The organism is Peptoniphilus harei (assembly GCF_016726485.1).
GTDB lineage: Bacteria > Bacillota > Clostridia > Tissierellales > Peptoniphilaceae > Peptoniphilus_A > Peptoniphilus_A harei.
On record NZ_CP068103.1, the window covers coordinates 695,092 to 711,159 of the forward strand.

Annotated in this window: 14 protein-coding genes; 2 read left to right on the top strand and 12 right to left on the bottom strand. The window is 34.8% G+C overall.

The window, feature by feature from the left end; translation table 11 throughout:
• Positions 1-121 precede the first annotated feature (121 nt).
• The 4 genes from I6I93_RS03265 to I6I93_RS03280 all read right to left on the bottom strand — a co-directional run bounded on the left by I6I93_RS03265 (position 122) and on the right by I6I93_RS03280 (position 3,897).
• Positions 122-595: a staygreen family protein gene (locus I6I93_RS03265; RefSeq protein WP_112889419.1), complete on the bottom strand. Its 474-nt coding sequence runs from the start codon at positions 593-595 to the stop codon at positions 122-124.
• A complete protein-coding gene (locus tag I6I93_RS03270) occupies positions 592-1,119 on the bottom strand; it encodes a hypothetical protein (protein ID WP_112889420.1) in 528 nt (175 codons plus the stop codon). The genes I6I93_RS03265 and I6I93_RS03270 overlap by 4 nt, the downstream gene beginning before the upstream one ends.
• Positions 1,120-2,103, bottom strand: coding sequence for a radical SAM/SPASM domain-containing protein (locus I6I93_RS03275; RefSeq protein ID WP_112889421.1), 984 nt, complete (start codon positions 2,101-2,103; stop codon positions 1,120-1,122). It abuts the gene before it with no gap.
• A gap of 72 nt (positions 2,104-2,175) precedes the next feature.
• On the bottom strand, positions 2,176-3,897 hold the full coding sequence (locus I6I93_RS03280; RefSeq protein WP_112889422.1) for a catalase: 1,722 nt from the start codon (positions 3,895-3,897) through the stop codon (positions 2,176-2,178).
• Between the two features lie 197 nt (positions 3,898-4,094).
• Between I6I93_RS03280 and I6I93_RS03285 the strand changes: the two genes are divergently transcribed.
• Positions 4,095-5,648 carry a BCCT family transporter gene (locus tag I6I93_RS03285; RefSeq protein ID WP_112889423.1) on the top strand — a complete coding sequence of 518 codons (1,554 nt, stop codon included), beginning with the start codon at positions 4,095-4,097 and terminating at the stop codon, positions 5,646-5,648.
• Between the two features lie 119 nt (positions 5,649-5,767).
• A complete protein-coding gene (locus I6I93_RS03290; protein WP_112889424.1) occupies positions 5,768-6,220 on the top strand; it encodes a hypothetical protein in 453 nt (150 codons plus the stop codon).
• A 186-nt stretch (positions 6,221-6,406) separates the two neighbouring features.
• Here the strand turns inward: I6I93_RS03290 and I6I93_RS03295 are convergent, their stop codons facing one another.
• The 8 genes from I6I93_RS03295 to I6I93_RS03330 form a co-directional block, all read right to left on the bottom strand.
• Positions 6,407-8,101, bottom strand: a complete 1,695-nt coding sequence (locus I6I93_RS03295; RefSeq protein WP_112889425.1) for a DUF2207 domain-containing protein — start codon at positions 8,099-8,101, stop codon at positions 6,407-6,409.
• A gap of 352 nt (positions 8,102-8,453) precedes the next feature.
• Entirely contained in the window at positions 8,454-9,797 is a 1,344-nt protein-coding gene (gene glmL, locus I6I93_RS03300) for a methylaspartate mutase accessory protein GlmL (protein WP_112889426.1), read from the bottom strand.
• The gene (locus I6I93_RS03305; protein WP_112889427.1) at positions 9,794-10,420 is read right to left on the bottom strand and encodes a cyclodeaminase/cyclohydrolase family protein; all 627 of its coding nucleotides are present in this window, start codon (positions 10,418-10,420) and stop codon (positions 9,794-9,796) included. Before I6I93_RS03305 ends, glmL begins: the two co-directional genes overlap by 4 nt.
• 15 nt (positions 10,421-10,435) lie before the next feature.
• Positions 10,436-12,115, bottom strand: a complete 1,680-nt coding sequence (locus I6I93_RS03310; RefSeq protein WP_112889428.1) for a formate--tetrahydrofolate ligase — start codon at positions 12,113-12,115, stop codon at positions 10,436-10,438.
• A 9-nt stretch (positions 12,116-12,124) separates the two neighbouring features.
• Complete coding sequence (gene ftcD, locus I6I93_RS03315; RefSeq protein WP_112889429.1) at positions 12,125-13,018, bottom strand: glutamate formimidoyltransferase; 894 nt, start codon at positions 13,016-13,018, stop codon at positions 12,125-12,127.
• A 75-nt stretch (positions 13,019-13,093) separates the two neighbouring features.
• Positions 13,094-14,632, bottom strand: coding sequence for a histidine ammonia-lyase (gene hutH, locus I6I93_RS03320; protein ID WP_112889430.1), 1,539 nt, complete (start codon positions 14,630-14,632; stop codon positions 13,094-13,096).
• A gap of 422 nt (positions 14,633-15,054) precedes the next feature.
• A complete protein-coding gene (locus I6I93_RS03325) occupies positions 15,055-15,264 on the bottom strand; it encodes a hypothetical protein (RefSeq protein ID WP_112889431.1) in 210 nt (69 codons plus the stop codon).
• A gap of 70 nt (positions 15,265-15,334) precedes the next feature.
• Positions 15,335-15,940, bottom strand: coding sequence for a hypothetical protein (locus I6I93_RS03330; RefSeq protein ID WP_236587213.1), 606 nt, complete (start codon positions 15,938-15,940; stop codon positions 15,335-15,337).
• Positions 15,941-16,068: the final 128 nt, after the last annotated feature.

The following is a 16,068-nucleotide window of genomic DNA, read 5'->3' on the forward strand; positions in this document are numbered from 1 at the left end:
TTATTTTACACTATTTAGGCTTGTTTTTAAAGATTATGAAGACTTTATTTAAGTAAAATCTGCTCTCTTATTAAGAATATTTTTGCAAAATAAAAAAGTGGAATTTTTCATCCACTTAATCTTAAATATTTTTTAAAGACTTATAATCAAATCCTTTTCTATATTCTACAAAAGTCCCATCTTCTTTATAGACATAATCTCTTAGGGTTTTTTCTACAAGTCTTATATTAAATTTTTCATCTTTGGAATTATAAATTTCCTTTACATAAATATCTGTATCAGAAAATTTTAATTTTCTCTCAGCCTTTACCATTGCAAGAAGAGAGTTTTGTAAATGTTCTTTAAAAATTATAAATCTTGCCTTTGTTGAAAATTTTGAGTTTTCATTGTCTAAAAAACATTCAAAAACAAAGTACTCATCTTCCCAATATCCAAAAACCTCATCCTTTTCCTCGCTCATTGTAAAATCATCTAGACTATCAACTATGTCGACGAAAAGTTCTCCTGTCTCATCATCATGAGAAAGTATGTATTTCCTTTTTTTTAATTCTAAATCTTTTACACAATCTTTTTCGATAACTTTTAAATTTTTCATGCTCTAACAATCCTTTTTGAAAAGATTTCTAAGGTATATCTAGAAGCAAGGTATCCAATAAAATATATTACAATTGTGACTATAAGAGTTGGAATAATTCCTGCTTGGACAAATCTAGATTGTGGTACAAAAATTTTTACTATAAAAAAGGAAGTCCACACGCCAAAAGCACTTTTTGTTGGTACTGAATAGTATATATTTCTGTCCTTATTATAATTTTTAAAGACTATTAAGGTTAAAATATCACTTAAGACTCCGCTCGCTAGTCCAGCCAAGGCTCCAAAGACAGAAAACCTAAGCATATAAATGGCATAGCACAAGGAAATTAAGGACACAGTTCCAATTTTTCTAGTTTTTAAAATTGTTGCTGTATATATAAAGGCAAAGGCTGGCGCTGTCGTAAGCACTCTTGATGATGGTATTGGTAAACTCAAGGATATTGTATAAAGAATTTTACCAACAACAATCATAATGGCCAGAGAAAGGCCCATTAAAACCCAATCTTTCACTCTAAATTTTTTCATCTAATCACCTAAAACACAATAATTATCAAATTCTAAATAATCTCCAGTGTTTGCAAAAGCCCTGGCCCTACATCCACCACAAATATTATTAAAATTACAAGTTCTACACCTTCCCTTATAGGATGAAGGATCCCTAAGTTTTTTAAAGACTTCGCTATTATTCCAAATATTATAAAAAGAATCTTCTTTTACATTGCCGGCCTCTACTTCTGCATAGGGACAGATATTTACCCTGCCATCGTAGACCAAGCTGCAATAACTTGTACCTGCAATACAAGACTTTTTAACTCTTGGGTCTAAATTTAATTTTTTAGCCAAGACAGTTGATTGGGGTGCACAAGTTGGCTTTATAAATAAGTCTGACTCATACTCCAAAACTTTTTTAATAGCTTCTGTGTACTCTTCCTTTGTTAGGTAAACATTTTCTAAGTTTTTCCCCCTGCCTGTCATAACTAAGAATAGAACATGGACTGAAGATGCTCCCAGCTCACTTGCAAAATCTAAAAGACTCTCTATTTCCTTCAAATTAATTTTAGAGATAGTGGTGTTAATCTGAAACTTAACCTCATTTTCCTTTAAAATCTCTATGCCTCTCATGGTTTCATCAAAGGCCCCCTCGTATCCCCTAAAGGAATCGTGAACATTTTTGTCCCTTGAGTCTATAGAAATAGCAACTGATCTTATATATTTTTTTATAAGTCCTATGTTGTCTTCATTTATAAGGGTCCCATTAGTGCCCAAGCAAGTATAAAGTCCTAGGCTAGAAGCAAATTCTGCAAGTTCAAAAATATCCTCTCTCATTAGTGGTTCTCCACCACTTAATTTGAGCATATTAAAGCCAGCTTTTTTTATATCCCTAAAGACTTCCTTTGCCTCTTCAGTAGATAACTCATCTGACAAATCCACATCTTCTTTAGAATTCCTATAGCAGTGTTCACAGTAGAGGTTGCATTTTTTTGTAACATTATAAGATACAATTTTCATTTTTCTTATAACCTCCTAAAGAAATTGCCTCATAAAAGAGGCAATTCCAATATTATTTAATTTATTTTCTTATCAAAGTAGATATGGGTCATCTTCCCAAGCAATTAATGTTGTTGGGTCTTCGGCATTTGTATCTCTTCCTTCAGGTGGAAGGTCTTTTGCAGATTCTGGTTCAGCAGGATCTGTTGGATAATTTAGGTCAGCATCTCTTGCATTTAATTTTTCCCATTCTTCACGAGATTTTGGCGCCTTCATTTCTAAATCAACTGTATCTATATCAATTCCAAGTGCCTTTGCAACTCCCTTTCCATATTCTGGGTCAGCTGCATAGCAGTTTCTAATATATCTGTGCTTGATTTGCATAGTTGAGTCGCCCATATTTCTTGCAGTATTTTCAAATAAAACTAATTTTTGCTCATCAGTCATCCTGTTGAAAAGCATACCTGGTTGAGTGAAGTAGTCGCTATCGTCTGCCCTGTAGTCATATCTCTTAGTTTCTCCACCCTTGTCATGTGGTATTTCTAGATCTGGATGATCTTGCCAGCCACCGTAAGAGTTTGGTCTGTAGTGGAGTTCTGCGCCCTTGTTGCCGTCTACTCTCATTTGTCCATCTCTGTGGTAGTCATGAGGATTCTTCACACCTTGTGGTGAGTTAACAGGAATTTGGTGGTGGTTAACTCCAAGTCTATATCTTTGGGCATCTGAATAGAAGAAGGCCCTAGCTTGAAGAACCCTATCTGGTGAAAGTGCGATTCCTGGCACAATATTTGCCGGTGAAAAGGCAACTTGTTCAACATCTTGGAAGAAGTTGTCTGGATATTTATTTAAAACATATTCTCCTACAGGAATTAGTGGATAGTCTTCCTTTAGCCACATCTTTGTTAGGTCGAAAGGATTTGTTGGGTGCTTTTCAGCTTGTTCTTCTGTCATAACTTGGATGTACATCTTCCACTTTGGATAGTTGCCATTTTCAATAGCTTCATATAGGTCACGTCCAGAAGATTCCCTGTCCTTACCATTTACCATTTCAGCTTCTTGGTCAGTGTAGTTTAGGATACCTTGTTGGCTTCTAAAGTGGAACTTAACCCAAACTCTTGTGCCTTCTTCGTTATACATGGAGTAAGTGTGTGAACCAAATCCGTGCATATACCTAAAGGAAGAAGGAATACCCCTGTCACTATTTATTATAGTCGTTTGTAGTAGTGATTCTGGTAGTGATGACCAGTAGTCAAAGTTTGTATTAGGAGATCTAAGGTGAGACTTAGGGTCTCTCTTAACTGCGTGGTTTAAATCGATAAACTTCATTGGGTCTCTAAAGAAGAAGACAGGTGTGTTGTTACCAACTACGTCCCAGTTACCATCTTCTGTATAAAATCTAACTGCAAAACCACGAATGTCACGTTCTGCATCAGCTGCACCACGTTCACCAGCAACAGTTGACATTCTTGAGAAGACCTTGCACTTGTTTCCAACCTTGCTAAAAATTTTGGCCTTAGTGTATTTTGTGATGTCATGAGTTACTGTGAATTCACCCCAGGCACCCCAGCCCTTGGCGTGCATCCTTCTTTCAGGAATAACTTCCCTGTTGAAGTGAGCATGCTTTTCAAATAACCAAAGGTCTTGGACTGAAAGGTGACCATCCATACCTGCAGTCATGGAGTCTTCGTCGTTGTCGACTAGTTGTCCACCTGCACGTCTTAATTCTGGATCATCAACATTTTGATTCCTACTAGGTATTGGGTCCCCTGATTTATTTTTTGCTGTTGGGTCCATTTTTTTCTTGTCGTCTGCCATTATTTACCTCCTTAAAAGTTAAAAGTTTAAGTACTTATTCAGTTAACACTTACCCAATTTTATCTTCTCTATTCTATTAAGTAAGTAGTAAATTTTATTTATATATTAAAATTTTTAAAAAAACTCATTTTTGACAAAGCACAAGATTTTCCTATAGACTATTAAGGTATGAAAATTTTTAGAAAAGGAGAATTAATATGAAAAAAGAAATTTTAAAAGAACACTTTGTATATTTTTTGTCCTTAGGATTATTATCTGTACTTGTTTTACTTGGAATTATAATACCAGAACCCTTCCAAAGACTTACAGAATTTTTAAGAGATAAGATTACAGTAAATTTTGGTTGGTTTTATCTTTTATTGGTGACTGGAATTTTGATTTTCTGTGTCTTCTTAATCCTAAGTCCCATAGGACAAATTAGGTTGGGAAGTCCTAACTCAGAACCAGAGCACGACTCCATGTCTTGGATTGCCATGATGTTCTCTGCAGGAATGGGAATTGGACTTGTCTTCTACGGAGCAGCCGAACCCCTAAGTCACTTCGCAGTGATGACACCTCTTGCACCAAAGGGAAGTCAAGAAGCCTTAGCCGATGCCTTTAGGTTTACCTTCTTCCATTGGGGTATCCATGCCTGGGCAGTCTATGCCATTATTGGACTGGCTCTTGCCTACTTTGGCTTTAGGAAGCAAGAAAAATATCTACTCTCAGTTACACTTAAACCCCTTCTTGGTGACCGTGCCAATGGATGGATAGGTAAGGTGATTGACACCATAACAATCGTAGCTACTGTGATAGGTGTTGCCACAACTCTTGGCTTTGGAGCCATGCAAATTAATGGCGGTCTATCCTATCTTTTTGGAATTCCAAATAACATTGTGACTCAAACAATAATAATCGTGATAACTACGGCCCTTTTCGTAATGTCTGCCATGTCAGGCCTTGGCAAAGGAGTGAAAATTCTTTCTAATGTCAACTTGATCTTGGCCATAGGTCTTCTTGCAGTTGCCATAGTTGTTGGACCAACAGTAAGGATCTTTGACAACATGACAGATTCAATTGGAGCCTATCTCCAAAACTTCTTTAGGATGAGCTTTAGATCAGCTGCCTTTGATGGGACTAAGCGTGGTTGGATAAATTCTTGGACAATTTTCTACTGGGCTTGGTGGATCTCTTGGTCACCCTTTGTTGGAGTTTTCATTGCGAGAATTTCTAAAGGAAGAACAATTCGTGAATTCTTGACAGTTGTCCTTCTAATTCCAACTCTACTTAGTATCCTTTGGTTCTCAACTTTTGGAACTCTATCAACTAGCTTGCAGGATGCTGGAATAAATCTTTCAGAATTTGCCACAGAAGAAGTTCTCTTTGCGACATTTAATAATTATCTTGGAGGAAACATCCTATCCTTCATAGCAATAATTTTGGTCTCAACATTTTTTATAACTTCAGCAGACTCCGCCACTTACGTCTTGGCAATGCTGTCTGAAAATGGAAACCTCCTTCCATCAAATAGGAAGAAGGTTATTTGGGGAATACTTCTTTCAGCAATAGCCATTGTTTTATTATTTTCCGGTGGTCTTGCAGCCCTTGAAAATACACTTATAATTGTTGCCCTTCCCTTCTCAGTGGTTATGATCTTTGTTATGATTTCCCTCTTGAAGGAATTAAACCACGAGAAGAAGAAAATGGGACTAAAGATAAGGCCAGAGACATTGCCAGAAGAAGGAGAACCCTTCAAATCCTATGACGATTGATAATTTATTTAGTTCATTTCTCAATAATTAAATAAATAACATTATGAGAGCAAAAAGACACCTTCATTTTTATTGAAGATGTCTTTTATTTTGCTATAATGAAAGCAAGAGGTGGTAATTTGGATTTTCAAAGAGTATTTTTAATTGTATTTTTATTGGGATTTATTTCTATAAATTTTATTCTGCCAAGATTTAATAAAAGAATAGATGAGTTAGATACAATTGCAACAAATATTCAGTTTACCTGTATGTTGTTTGCCTTGCTCTTAGATCAAAATATAATCTATTACATAATTTTACTTCTTGGGCTTCATATTAACACCTACAATAGTAAGGTCAAAAGTCTTAAACCAATCTTTCTTGAACTTATCATTGTAATTATCTTGCCCCTACTTACTATTTTTGATTTAGGCAGCTTTGGTCCTTCTTCTGTATTTTACTTAACAAGACCTACTGATATTTATCTAGGACTCCTAATTACTGGACTTGTTTTCTTCTTAAACCTATATAAGTTTTCAAAGCTTGAAGCTGTTAATAAAAATATTTCATTAGCTTTCTTTTACTTAATTTAATTCTCTATGCCGAAAATTATTTTTTGATTTTTGAGTCTTTAAAATAAAAATTTTATAAAAAAAAATGCTGCTTGTAATTATTATTTACAAACAGCATTTTTTTGTCTTTTTAATTTTTTCCTATTCAAGTGAATAATAAATTTGGAATCAAAAAGGCAGCTTAATTTCATTGAAGATGTCTTTTTTTTAACGACCGCCACCGCCGCCTCCACCGAAGGATCCTCCTCCGCCTCCTACGGAAGTCGCTCCTCCAACTCCTGCGTTGGCAAAACCAGATCCACTTTGATAAGATTGGTTTAATTTTTTGGAGAAATTTCTCGTTGCTAATATGTGTGTATTGTAAAGTGCATAGTTATTGACATAAGCTGGATATGCCTTTGCTCCTTCTACAAACTCCTTGTCCAAGAAGAAGATTGATGAATAAATTAGATATTCTTCCCACTTTTCAAAGTCAACTTCTTCTGTAACTTGGTCAAGATTGTCTTTTAAATAATTTTTAAATTTAATTAGGTTTTCGTAGAGAACCTTGCCCTTTTCAGTAACTCTTAATTCCTTGCCAGTCCTTCTTGATCCTAGGAATTTCTTTTCATAAGTGTAGTCTTCAAGGTATCCTCCCTCTCTTAGATTTCTAATGGAAGAAGTTTCAAATTCTTCGTAATAATTTTCCATTTCTTTTCTATGTTTTCTCACATATTTTTTGAAGCCTTTTGCTGTGATGTATTCCTCATCATTTTCTTCTTTGGCTGCAAAAATCATTTCAAATAATTCTTCTTCCATTGGTCCCATGTTTTCAGGACTTTTCAAAATTTTTATCTTGTTGTCGGCATAGCCCTTGCCCTCTTCTATAAATTCAATAGATCCTTCAAGGCTCCATTTCAAAATAAAGGCGTTGATATAATTGCCAACTAGGTCACTTGTAACAAGGTAGGCTTGACCTATGAAGTAATACAAGTCTTCCATTGGTCCATCATAGGGTAGGTCCTTGTAGTACTCTCCCTTTAAGTCCTTAATTGTTGGAAGTTCTTTTTTATTTTGGATTTTTCTCTTGTTAAAGGATAGGCTTACAGCTCTTGCTACAAAATAAATTACTGCCGCTACTCCTGCAAAGACTCCTCCAAGTGCAGCTTTTTCTCCCCTAGACATAGGTTTTTGGTAGGCCTGACCTTCATTGTTTTCCCAGTCTGAACCCTTGGCTGCTATGTTGGCATAGTCATTAAAATTTTTGTCGATCTTGTAAGCAGTGTTGAAGTAGCCCTTTGGAAATTTTAGCATGACTGTTGCATAATCAACATAATCTGTTGATTTCATTTGGATTACGCCATCTACATTGTGAATTTCGCCCTCAAGACCAAAACCCCACATTTCTACATCTTTAAAGTCTTCAAAACCCCTGATGTTAATTTCGATATTCTCTGGCTTTGGGTCAAAGTTACCACCCACGAAATTAAAGAAAACCATGTCAGCATCATTTAGTCCCACAACAAGGGGATTTATTGTGTAGGACAAGTTGTAGGTGTTATCCTTAAATTCACTTATCCCCCAAGTGAGTTCAACTTGGCCCTCCTTGTCAATCCTTCCATAGTGGTAGGCCTTGTCCTCAAAGGACTGGTCAATATCCCAAGGATTTTTTTCTGTGAAGTCTCTTCCAAGGGCATTGACAGAAAAATTTTCAATCTTTATGCCTTGCAAGTTTTCGATCCTCTTGTATCTCTCTGTGTAATCTTTGTTGTCTTCATTTATTTGCCAAACTTCCTTTACCTTGGCAACTCCATCTTTATCTATGTCCGCATCAATTTTTATAGTTTTAAAATCTTCTGCAAATACAAGTACAGGTAGGAGGACAAATAAAATTGTGAGTTTAAATAAATTTTTTATTTTCATGTCACAGCTCCTTTATCTTTTCTAACTTTAGGATATAACTTTTCTTAGCAAACTTCAATTTTGCCTTTAATAAAATCTCTGTTACTAAATTCTAAGAATTATTTACCTTTATTCTTTCTTTACCCTAAAATGTTAATTTTTTATACATTAAGTTCTTTAAAAAGTTTTTTAAAATTTTTAATAATTATTTATATGATTTTAAAGAAAATTTTAATCTTTTAAATATATCCATCTTATTTATAAAATCTTTTACATTCAACTTCTCTTAATTTTTTATTTATAACTGGTAAACAATTTTATAATAATTTTCATAAAAAAAAAAGAAGCTACCAAAGAGGTAACTTCTAAAAATTTATAATTCTTTAAGATATTTCTTTAATAATTTGTATGAAGCTTCTTCATCAACAGTAGAAATTAGTCCAGCTGATGACAGGATATAATCCTTATCTAAATAACACTTTACGTCCCTGTTAATTAGATATTTCTCATCTAAGTCCCTAATGGCTGATAGGATCTTCTTTGGATCATCAGAGTTGATGAGTGATCCTCCAGTTCCAATAAACATCTCTGCCGGTCTCAAATCTTTTCCATACTGTTCATAAATGGTTCTAGTAGGTGTCTTAATTTTTTTTATGTGGCCAACGTGTCTCATAAGTGTAGTATGAGTTGCTATATAACACAAGGCATTGTCAAAGAAGAGGTCCTCTTCATTGTCTGGAATGTAGTTAGTATGGTTAAAGCGAAATTCAGTTTTTTCCTTCGCATCTTTTATTCCAAACTTTAGGAAGGGTTCATCGCCAACTGACTCATAAAGAGCAGTAGCAGAATACCTCATACCCATATCGCCTTCCACAGTTCTCTTTTCATAGGGCTCATCAATAGGAGGTGAGATGACATTTTCTTCTCCATAATAAGTTTTCCCTATGGAATGGATGTCCGTAGTTGCCCCGCCAATGTCTACAGATAATATAACCTTATCCAAGTGTTTGGCATAGACAGACATGGCCTTTTGAACTGCAGCTGGAGTTGGCAAGAGTATTTCAAAATCTTGGCTTAGTAAATCAATCCCCTTGGCATGGGCAATTGTCTTAATAAAAAGATCTCCAATTGTCTTTCTAAGAGGCCTGTAATTTATTGTGTTTGTCGTTGGCATTACATTTTCAGTGAAGTCACAAGGGACATCAGCCTTGTTAAAGATGTCCCTTATTTCTTCATGAGTATCAATGTTTCCTGCCACAACTACAGGTGTCTTAACAGAACCCTTTGCAAGTTTCTTTGCATTGTAGATTATGTTGTCCCTGTTGCCGTGGTCAGTTCCACCACATAAGACTATGATATCGGCGCCAGCAGATTTTATTTCTTCCACTTGCTCATCCTTGAGTTCGTAGGAATAAACATCTAAAATCCTAGCACCACTTGATAATGACGCAAGTCTTGCAGCGTCAGTAGTGAGGCTTTTTGAAAAACCAATAGCTATAACCTTTAGTCCTCCTGATGCTGAAGAGCAACCTAAAATTTTATCATATTTAACATCAGAGATTTCCCTTAGCTTTTTGTAAGCCTTGTTAAAGCCCTCTCTAACGTCAGTCTCCACAGTAGTATAACTTGAAGCACCTGCCAAAATTACATTTTTACTTGTATCCACTAAATGCAACTTTGTATAAGTTGATCCAACATCGACTAAAAGATAAATCATGCTAATTTTTCATCTACCACTTTCATAATTTCTGCGTGATTCTTTTCAACAATCTTTCTTGTAGCATCCATTTTTTCTTCAAGTTCGTGTCTGTAATCTTGATCCTTAAGTGAGTTAAGGTTGATGATTACATTTAAGAATGCTCCGTGAACTGCAGCTTCAATGTTTAATAGAGCTACTGCTACGTCAGTGATTGCATTAGAGTTACCTTTTTCAGCAAGTTCTCTTGCATAGTCATATAATTCAGTAACTTTCATTCCAAGTCCAAGAGGTACTTCAATTGCATTTCTGTATCCTTCTTGAATTTTTTCTGATCTTGCAGCCTTTTCTTCTTCAGTTTCCTTTGGAAGTTTCATAGCGTCCATAACTCCGTTGAAAGAGTTTGCGTCTTTGTCGATTCCATCAACAAATTCGTCCTTGTATTTTACAAGTTCAGCTTGAATTTCTTCCATTCTGTCAGAAACGTCCATATATTTTTTCTTGCCAACAGTTAAACCTGCAACCATTGCAAGTAGTGAAGCTGCCATTGATGCGTTTAGTGCAGCAATAGATCCACCACCAGGTGCTGGTGAATCTGAAGCAGTTTCGTCTGCGAATTCTACTATATTTAAATCTTTAAGCATTTTTCCTCCTGTGAATTAGAATAATCCTGTGATAACGCCGTCGTTATCAATATCCATCTTGTTAGCAGCTGGTACTTTTGGAAGTCCTGGCATAACCATGATGTTAGATGTTTGAACAACTATGAAGCCTGCTCCTGCAGAAACTCTTACATCTTGAATTTCAATATCAAAGTCTGTAGGTGCTCCAACTATATTCTTATCATCAGTGAATGAGAATTGTGTCTTAGCAATACAGATAGGAAGTTTGTCAAGACCCATTTCTTCAAGTTTCTTAACTTGTTTTTTAGCAGCTGTTGTAAAGTTAGCTTGTCTACCTCTGTAGATTTCTTTAACAATTGTGTTTACTTTATCAACAATGCTGTCATTTTCATCATAAAGTGGCTTGAAGTTAGTTTTTTCTTCATCAATAAGTTCAACAACTTTATGTGCAAGATCTTCAGCACCTTCGCCACCCTTAGCGAAACATTCACAAAGTGAAATCTTAACTCCTAATTCAGCACAAAGTTCTTCTAATTTTGCAATTTCTCCTTCAGTATCGTCTGCAAATCTGTTAATTGCAACAATTGCTGGAACTCCAAATTTTCTAACATTTTCAACGTGACGTCTTAAGTTAGCAAACCCTTTTTCAAGAGCTTCGATATTTTCAGCTTTTAATTCTTTTTTATCTACTCCACCGTGCATCTTAAGAGCTCTAATTGTAGCAACAATTACAACTGCATCTGGAGCAAGACCAGCTTTTCTACATTTAATGTCCATGAATTTTTCAGCACCTAAGTCAGCACCGAATCCAGCTTCTGTAACTGCATAATCACTTGTAGCAAGTGCAAGTTTAGTAGCTAGGATTGAGTTACATCCATGAGCAATGTTAGCGAAAGGTCCACCGTGAATAAATGCTGGTGTATTTTCAAGAGTTTGTACCATATTTGGTTTTAATGCATCTTTAAGAAGCATTGCTACTGCACCTTGGATTTCAAGATCAGCAACTGTTACTGGATTACCATCAAGATTATATCCTATAACCATCTTAGCTATTCTGTTCTTTAAGTCTTCGATGCTTTCTGCTAGACAAAGAACTGCCATGATTTCAGAAGCTACTGTTATCATGAAGTGGTCTTCTCTTGGGAATCCATCAGCTTTTTTACCAAGAGAAATAACAACATTTCTAAGAGATCTGTCGTTCATGTCGATAACTCTCTTCCAAGTGATTTGTCTAGAGTCAATTCTTAAAGCATTTCCTTGGTGGATGTGGTTATCAATACAAGCTGAAATAAGATTATTTGCAGCTGTCATTGCGTGAAGGTCTCCTGTGAAGTGAAGGTTAATATCTTCCATAGGAACTACTTGTGAGTATCCACCACCTGCAGCTCCACCCTTAACACCAAATACTGGTCCAAGAGATGGTTCACGAAGTGCTACGGCAGATTTCTTTCCAATTCTATTAAGACCTTGAGTAAGACCAATAGAAACTGTTGACTTACCTTCACCTGCTGGTGTTGGAGAAATAGCAGAAACAAGAATTAATTTACCATTTTCATTGTTTTCTTCAATTCTCTTAATTGCATCCCAAGAAATCTTAGTTTTATATTTACCATATTGTTCAAGATCGTCTTTTTCAAATCCTATTTTTGCAGCTACCTCTTCAATAGGTAACATTGTAGCTTCGTCAGCTATTTGTATATCTGTTTTAAATCCCATGTTATTTTATTACTCCTCAATTAAAAGTGTTTCTAGAACTTGTTCTGGTTTAAAGTCTTCAATTTGCATGTAGTAAGCTGCTGAATCAACAAGAGCTTGTAGTGGAAGAAGTCCAATAAGTTCTGTGTTTACAACACTTACTCCGTATCTCTTAGCTTCAGATCTAATCATTTCAAGTGCTTGGTAAATTGCAGTTTTTTCGAAGTTAACAAGGTTCATTGATACTTGAACTTGGCCTTTTTCTTCTAGAGCAAGTCCAATACCTTTAACGAATCTTAGTCCTCCACCAATGTGACGAACTTTTTTAGCAATTGCTTGAGCAACTTCTAATCTGTCAGTATTTAAGTTTACGTTAAATGCAATTAGGTGGAATCTTGCAGCAACACCTGTAACACCTGATTTAGCGTTCATTTCTTGTGGACCAAAGTCAGGTTTCCATTCTTCTTCCTTAATTTTGTCGAAGAATGCTTCGTATTGTCCCTTTCTAACCTTAGCAAGGTTCTTTCTTTCAGGAGTAGTTGCAGCATCTTCATATAGGTAAACAGGAATTCCCATTTCTCCTATAGCTTTACCAACTTTATTAGCGTATCCAACACAATCTTCAGTTGTAACTTCTGTTACTGGAACAAAAGGTATAACGTCAACTGCTCCCATTCTTGGGTGAGCTCCTTCGTGTTTAGACATATCGATAATTTCAGAAGCAACCTTTACAGATTCAAGTACTGCATCGATAACAGCTTCTGGTTCACCAATTACTTCAACAACAAGTCTGTTGTGGTCAGCATCTGGTTGGTAGTCGATTAATTTAACATTTTCTTTTGCTCTAAAACATTCAGTGATTTTTTCAACTTTCTCAAGGTCTCTACCTTCAGAATAGTTTGGAATACACATTACTCTTTTCAATTAATTTTCCTCCTAAATATAGATTACTTATAGCTTTTTCTTTCCTTTTATATTATATATGATTTTTCCTTATTATTAAAGTTCTACAACTTTTTCTACTTCTTCAAGAAGTTTTCCAGTGTTAATAAGTTCTTGAGCTTTTTCAAGTTCTTCGTAGATTTCGATTGTCTTATCTTCTTCTATTACTGCAACTTGTTTTCTAATTACTTCGTGAGCAACTTTTGTTCCCTTACCAAGTTCAAACTTGTTGTCTTCCATTTCCATTCTGAAGTCAAGTGCTTGAGCAGCTATCATAAGTTCAGTAGTTAGGATTCTAGCTGTGTTCTTAACAACTTCTCTTGCTTTTCTTGATGCCCAGTTACCCATAGAAACGAAGTCTTCTTGGTTTTCACAAGATGTTATTGAGTCAACACTTGCTGGGTGAGATAAAGTTTTGTTTTCTGATGCTAAAGCAGCTGCTGCATATTGAGTGATCATGAAACCAGAGTTTAGACCAGGGTGTTTAACTAAGAATGAAGGCATTCCAGAAAGTGTAGTGTTAACCATTCTTTCAATTCTTCTTTCAGAAACGTTACCTAGTTCAGAAACTGCAATTGCTAAGAAATCAAATGGTTGTGCCATTAATTCTCCGTGGAAGTTACCACCAGAAATTACCTTACCATCGTGAGTGATGATTGGGTTATCAGTTGCAGAGTTAAGTTCGATTTCAACTTTTTCTTTAACATATTCAAGAGTGTCTTTAGAAGCACCGTGAATTTGTGGCATACATCTAAATGTGTAAGCATCTTGTACTCTAAGTTCAGCTGTGTGAGTTACATAAGTTGAACCTTCAAGAATATTTCTTAAGTTTTCAGCAGTCTTAAGTGATCCTGCGTGTGGTCTAATTGTGTGAAGTTCTTCCCAGAATGCGTCGATGATTCCTCTAGCAGATTCTGTAGCCATAGCTCCTGCGATATCAGCAATCTTAGAAAGTTTAAGTGCATCGTAAGTTGCAAGTGCTCCAGTTGCTGTAAGAACTGTTGTACCGTTAATAAGTGCAAGTCCTTCTTTAGCTGCAAGTGCAATTGGTTTTAAGCCAGCTTTTTCCATAGCTTCTTTACCTTGAAGAAGTTCGCCTTCGTAGTAAGCTTTTCCAAGTCCAAGCATTGGAAGAACCATGTGTGCAAGTGGTGCTAAGTCACCAGAAGCTCCAAGAGATCCTTTTTCAGGAATAAATGGAACTACATTTCTATTTAACATTTCAAGAAGTAATTCAATAGTAGATAGTCTAATACCAGAAACACCCTTTAATAGAGAGTTGATTCTAATAAGCATAACTGCTCTTACTTCATCTTCAGGAAGTGGGTTACCAAATCCAGCAGCGTGAGTTCTAATAATATTTTCTTGAAGTTGAGCTGAATCTTCTTTAGAGATACTTACTCTTGATAGAGAACCAAAACCTGTATTGATTCCGTAAACAACTCTTTCTTCTTCAACGATTTCTTCTACATATTCTCTTGATTTGTTTACATCAGCGATTGCTTTGTCATCAATTTCTACTTTTACGTGGTCTCTAGATACAGCTACTAATTGTTCAAGATCTAGATCGTTACCTGTTAATACTACTTTGTTCATAATTGTACTCCCTTTCTTTTAATACATTGCATCTTACTTACTAATTCAAAAGAAATATTAAAGATGAAATATCAAATCATCTTTTGAAAAAGTAGTTGCCAAAATTTCTACACTTGCATGGAAAGTCCTTGCAAATGTTTTCTAACTAGATTTTATTCTAAATATAAATCATTGTCAATAATTTTGGAGAAAATAAAACTCTATCGACATAAAAAATACAATATTTTAATACGTTTTCTTGATAATCTATTTCTTAGATTGCACGATGTTATGTAATTTATTATCTTTTTTAAATTTTCCTTAATTTATTTAATACTTTTGTGAAAAAACTTTAAATTAAATTAATTATTAGTTTTAATCTATGAATTTCTAGAAGTTTATAAAATAAAAAATGACTTAGTCTCCTAAGTCATTAATATTCCTTAATCTTTTTTTATTAATCCAAAGACTATTAGCCCCACTGAAAGAATAAAGGCAATCACTAGTGTGAAGTCATCTTTAAGGTAATTAATTAAATTGTTTTGATAAGACGATGTCATCTTCAAATCAAAAAGTGGCATAAAGTGTAAAAATATTATTAATAAAACTGTCAATACTACGCCTGTAATTATGTATTTATCCCTAGCTTTCATTTATTTTCTCCTTTTTTGTTATTAAATATCCTCCCACAACTTTCTTAGCATTTCCCTCTGATATTTCTCTTCAATTTTTATGTATTTCAAAGTCATAGTGATTTATCTCAGGGAAAAGACTCAGGCTTGCAAAAGTTTTTCTTTCTACTTTTATATCAAGATCCAAGTCAATTTTATTTTCTTTCTCCACATCGAAGCCCAGGGCATTGGAAATTATTTTTGAATCAAGGTGGATGTCTGCCATATAATCATTTTTTAGAATCCTTTCTCCAATTTTAATTTCAGTTTCTTCTTCCTTTCTATTGTCACATATTGACTCATAAACATCTGGCCCACTAAATTCTATTGCGCCTCTAACTTCTGAAATATTTTCAATTGTATAGCCTTCTTTATTCTTAACTCCTTCTTCGATATAATCATCCTTATCAAGTAGTCTTATGTGTTTTATATCTGCAATTTCATAGCCAAGACTCTCTTCCATTTGTTTCTTTTTATCACTTGGCACTTCTAAAATTTCAAAATTTTTATTGCCCTTGTCTTCATTTAAATTTAGTTCTTCTTGCTTATGAACTTTTGAGCCTTCAGTATAGGACTTGTAGGCAGTCCTTCCAAGAAAGACTAGGCTTAAAAATATAAGTGCAAAGAGAATTATTAAGTTTTTCATCAAGCACTTCATTGTAGTCCCTCCTTAAAATAATTATATCATCACAAAACAATTTAAAATTAAAAATTTTCTATAACTTAAAAATTATTAGCACATCAAAGATAAAAATTCCAATAAAAAATGACCTAGTCTTAGCTAAG

Bases quoted from the DNA above. Each gene is read 5' to 3' on its own strand.
- I6I93_RS03270 (WP_112889420.1), bottom strand. From the start codon at position 1,119: ATGAAAAAATTTAGAGTGAAAGATTGGGTTTTAATGGGCCTTTCTCTG.
- glmL (WP_112889426.1), bottom strand. From the start codon at position 9,797: ATGATTTATCTTTTAGTCGATGTTGGATCAACTTATACAAAGTTGCAT.
- I6I93_RS03305 (WP_112889427.1), bottom strand. From the start codon at position 10,420: ATGCTTAAAGATTTAAATATAGTAGAATTCGCAGACGAAACTGCTTCA.
- I6I93_RS03295 (WP_112889425.1), bottom strand. From the start codon at position 8,101: ATGAAAATAAAAAATTTATTTAAACTCACAATTTTATTTGTCCTCCTA.
- I6I93_RS03330 (WP_236587213.1), bottom strand. From the start codon at position 15,940: ATGAAGTGCTTGATGAAAAACTTAATAATTCTCTTTGCACTTATATTT.
- I6I93_RS03285 (WP_112889423.1), top strand. From the start codon at position 4,095: ATGAAAAAAGAAATTTTAAAAGAACACTTTGTATATTTTTTGTCCTTA.
- I6I93_RS03275 (WP_112889421.1), bottom strand. From the start codon at position 2,103: ATGAAAATTGTATCTTATAATGTTACAAAAAAATGCAACCTCTACTGT.
- hutH (WP_112889430.1), bottom strand. From the start codon at position 14,632: ATGAACAAAGTAGTATTAACAGGTAACGATCTAGATCTTGAACAATTA.
- I6I93_RS03280 (WP_112889422.1), bottom strand. From the start codon at position 3,897: ATGGCAGACGACAAGAAAAAAATGGACCCAACAGCAAAAAATAAATCA.
- I6I93_RS03325 (WP_112889431.1), bottom strand. From the start codon at position 15,264: ATGAAAGCTAGGGATAAATACATAATTACAGGCGTAGTATTGACAGTT.
- I6I93_RS03310 (WP_112889428.1), bottom strand. From the start codon at position 12,115: ATGGGATTTAAAACAGATATACAAATAGCTGACGAAGCTACAATGTTA.
- I6I93_RS03265 (WP_112889419.1), bottom strand. From the start codon at position 595: ATGAAAAATTTAAAAGTTATCGAAAAAGATTGTGTAAAAGATTTAGAA.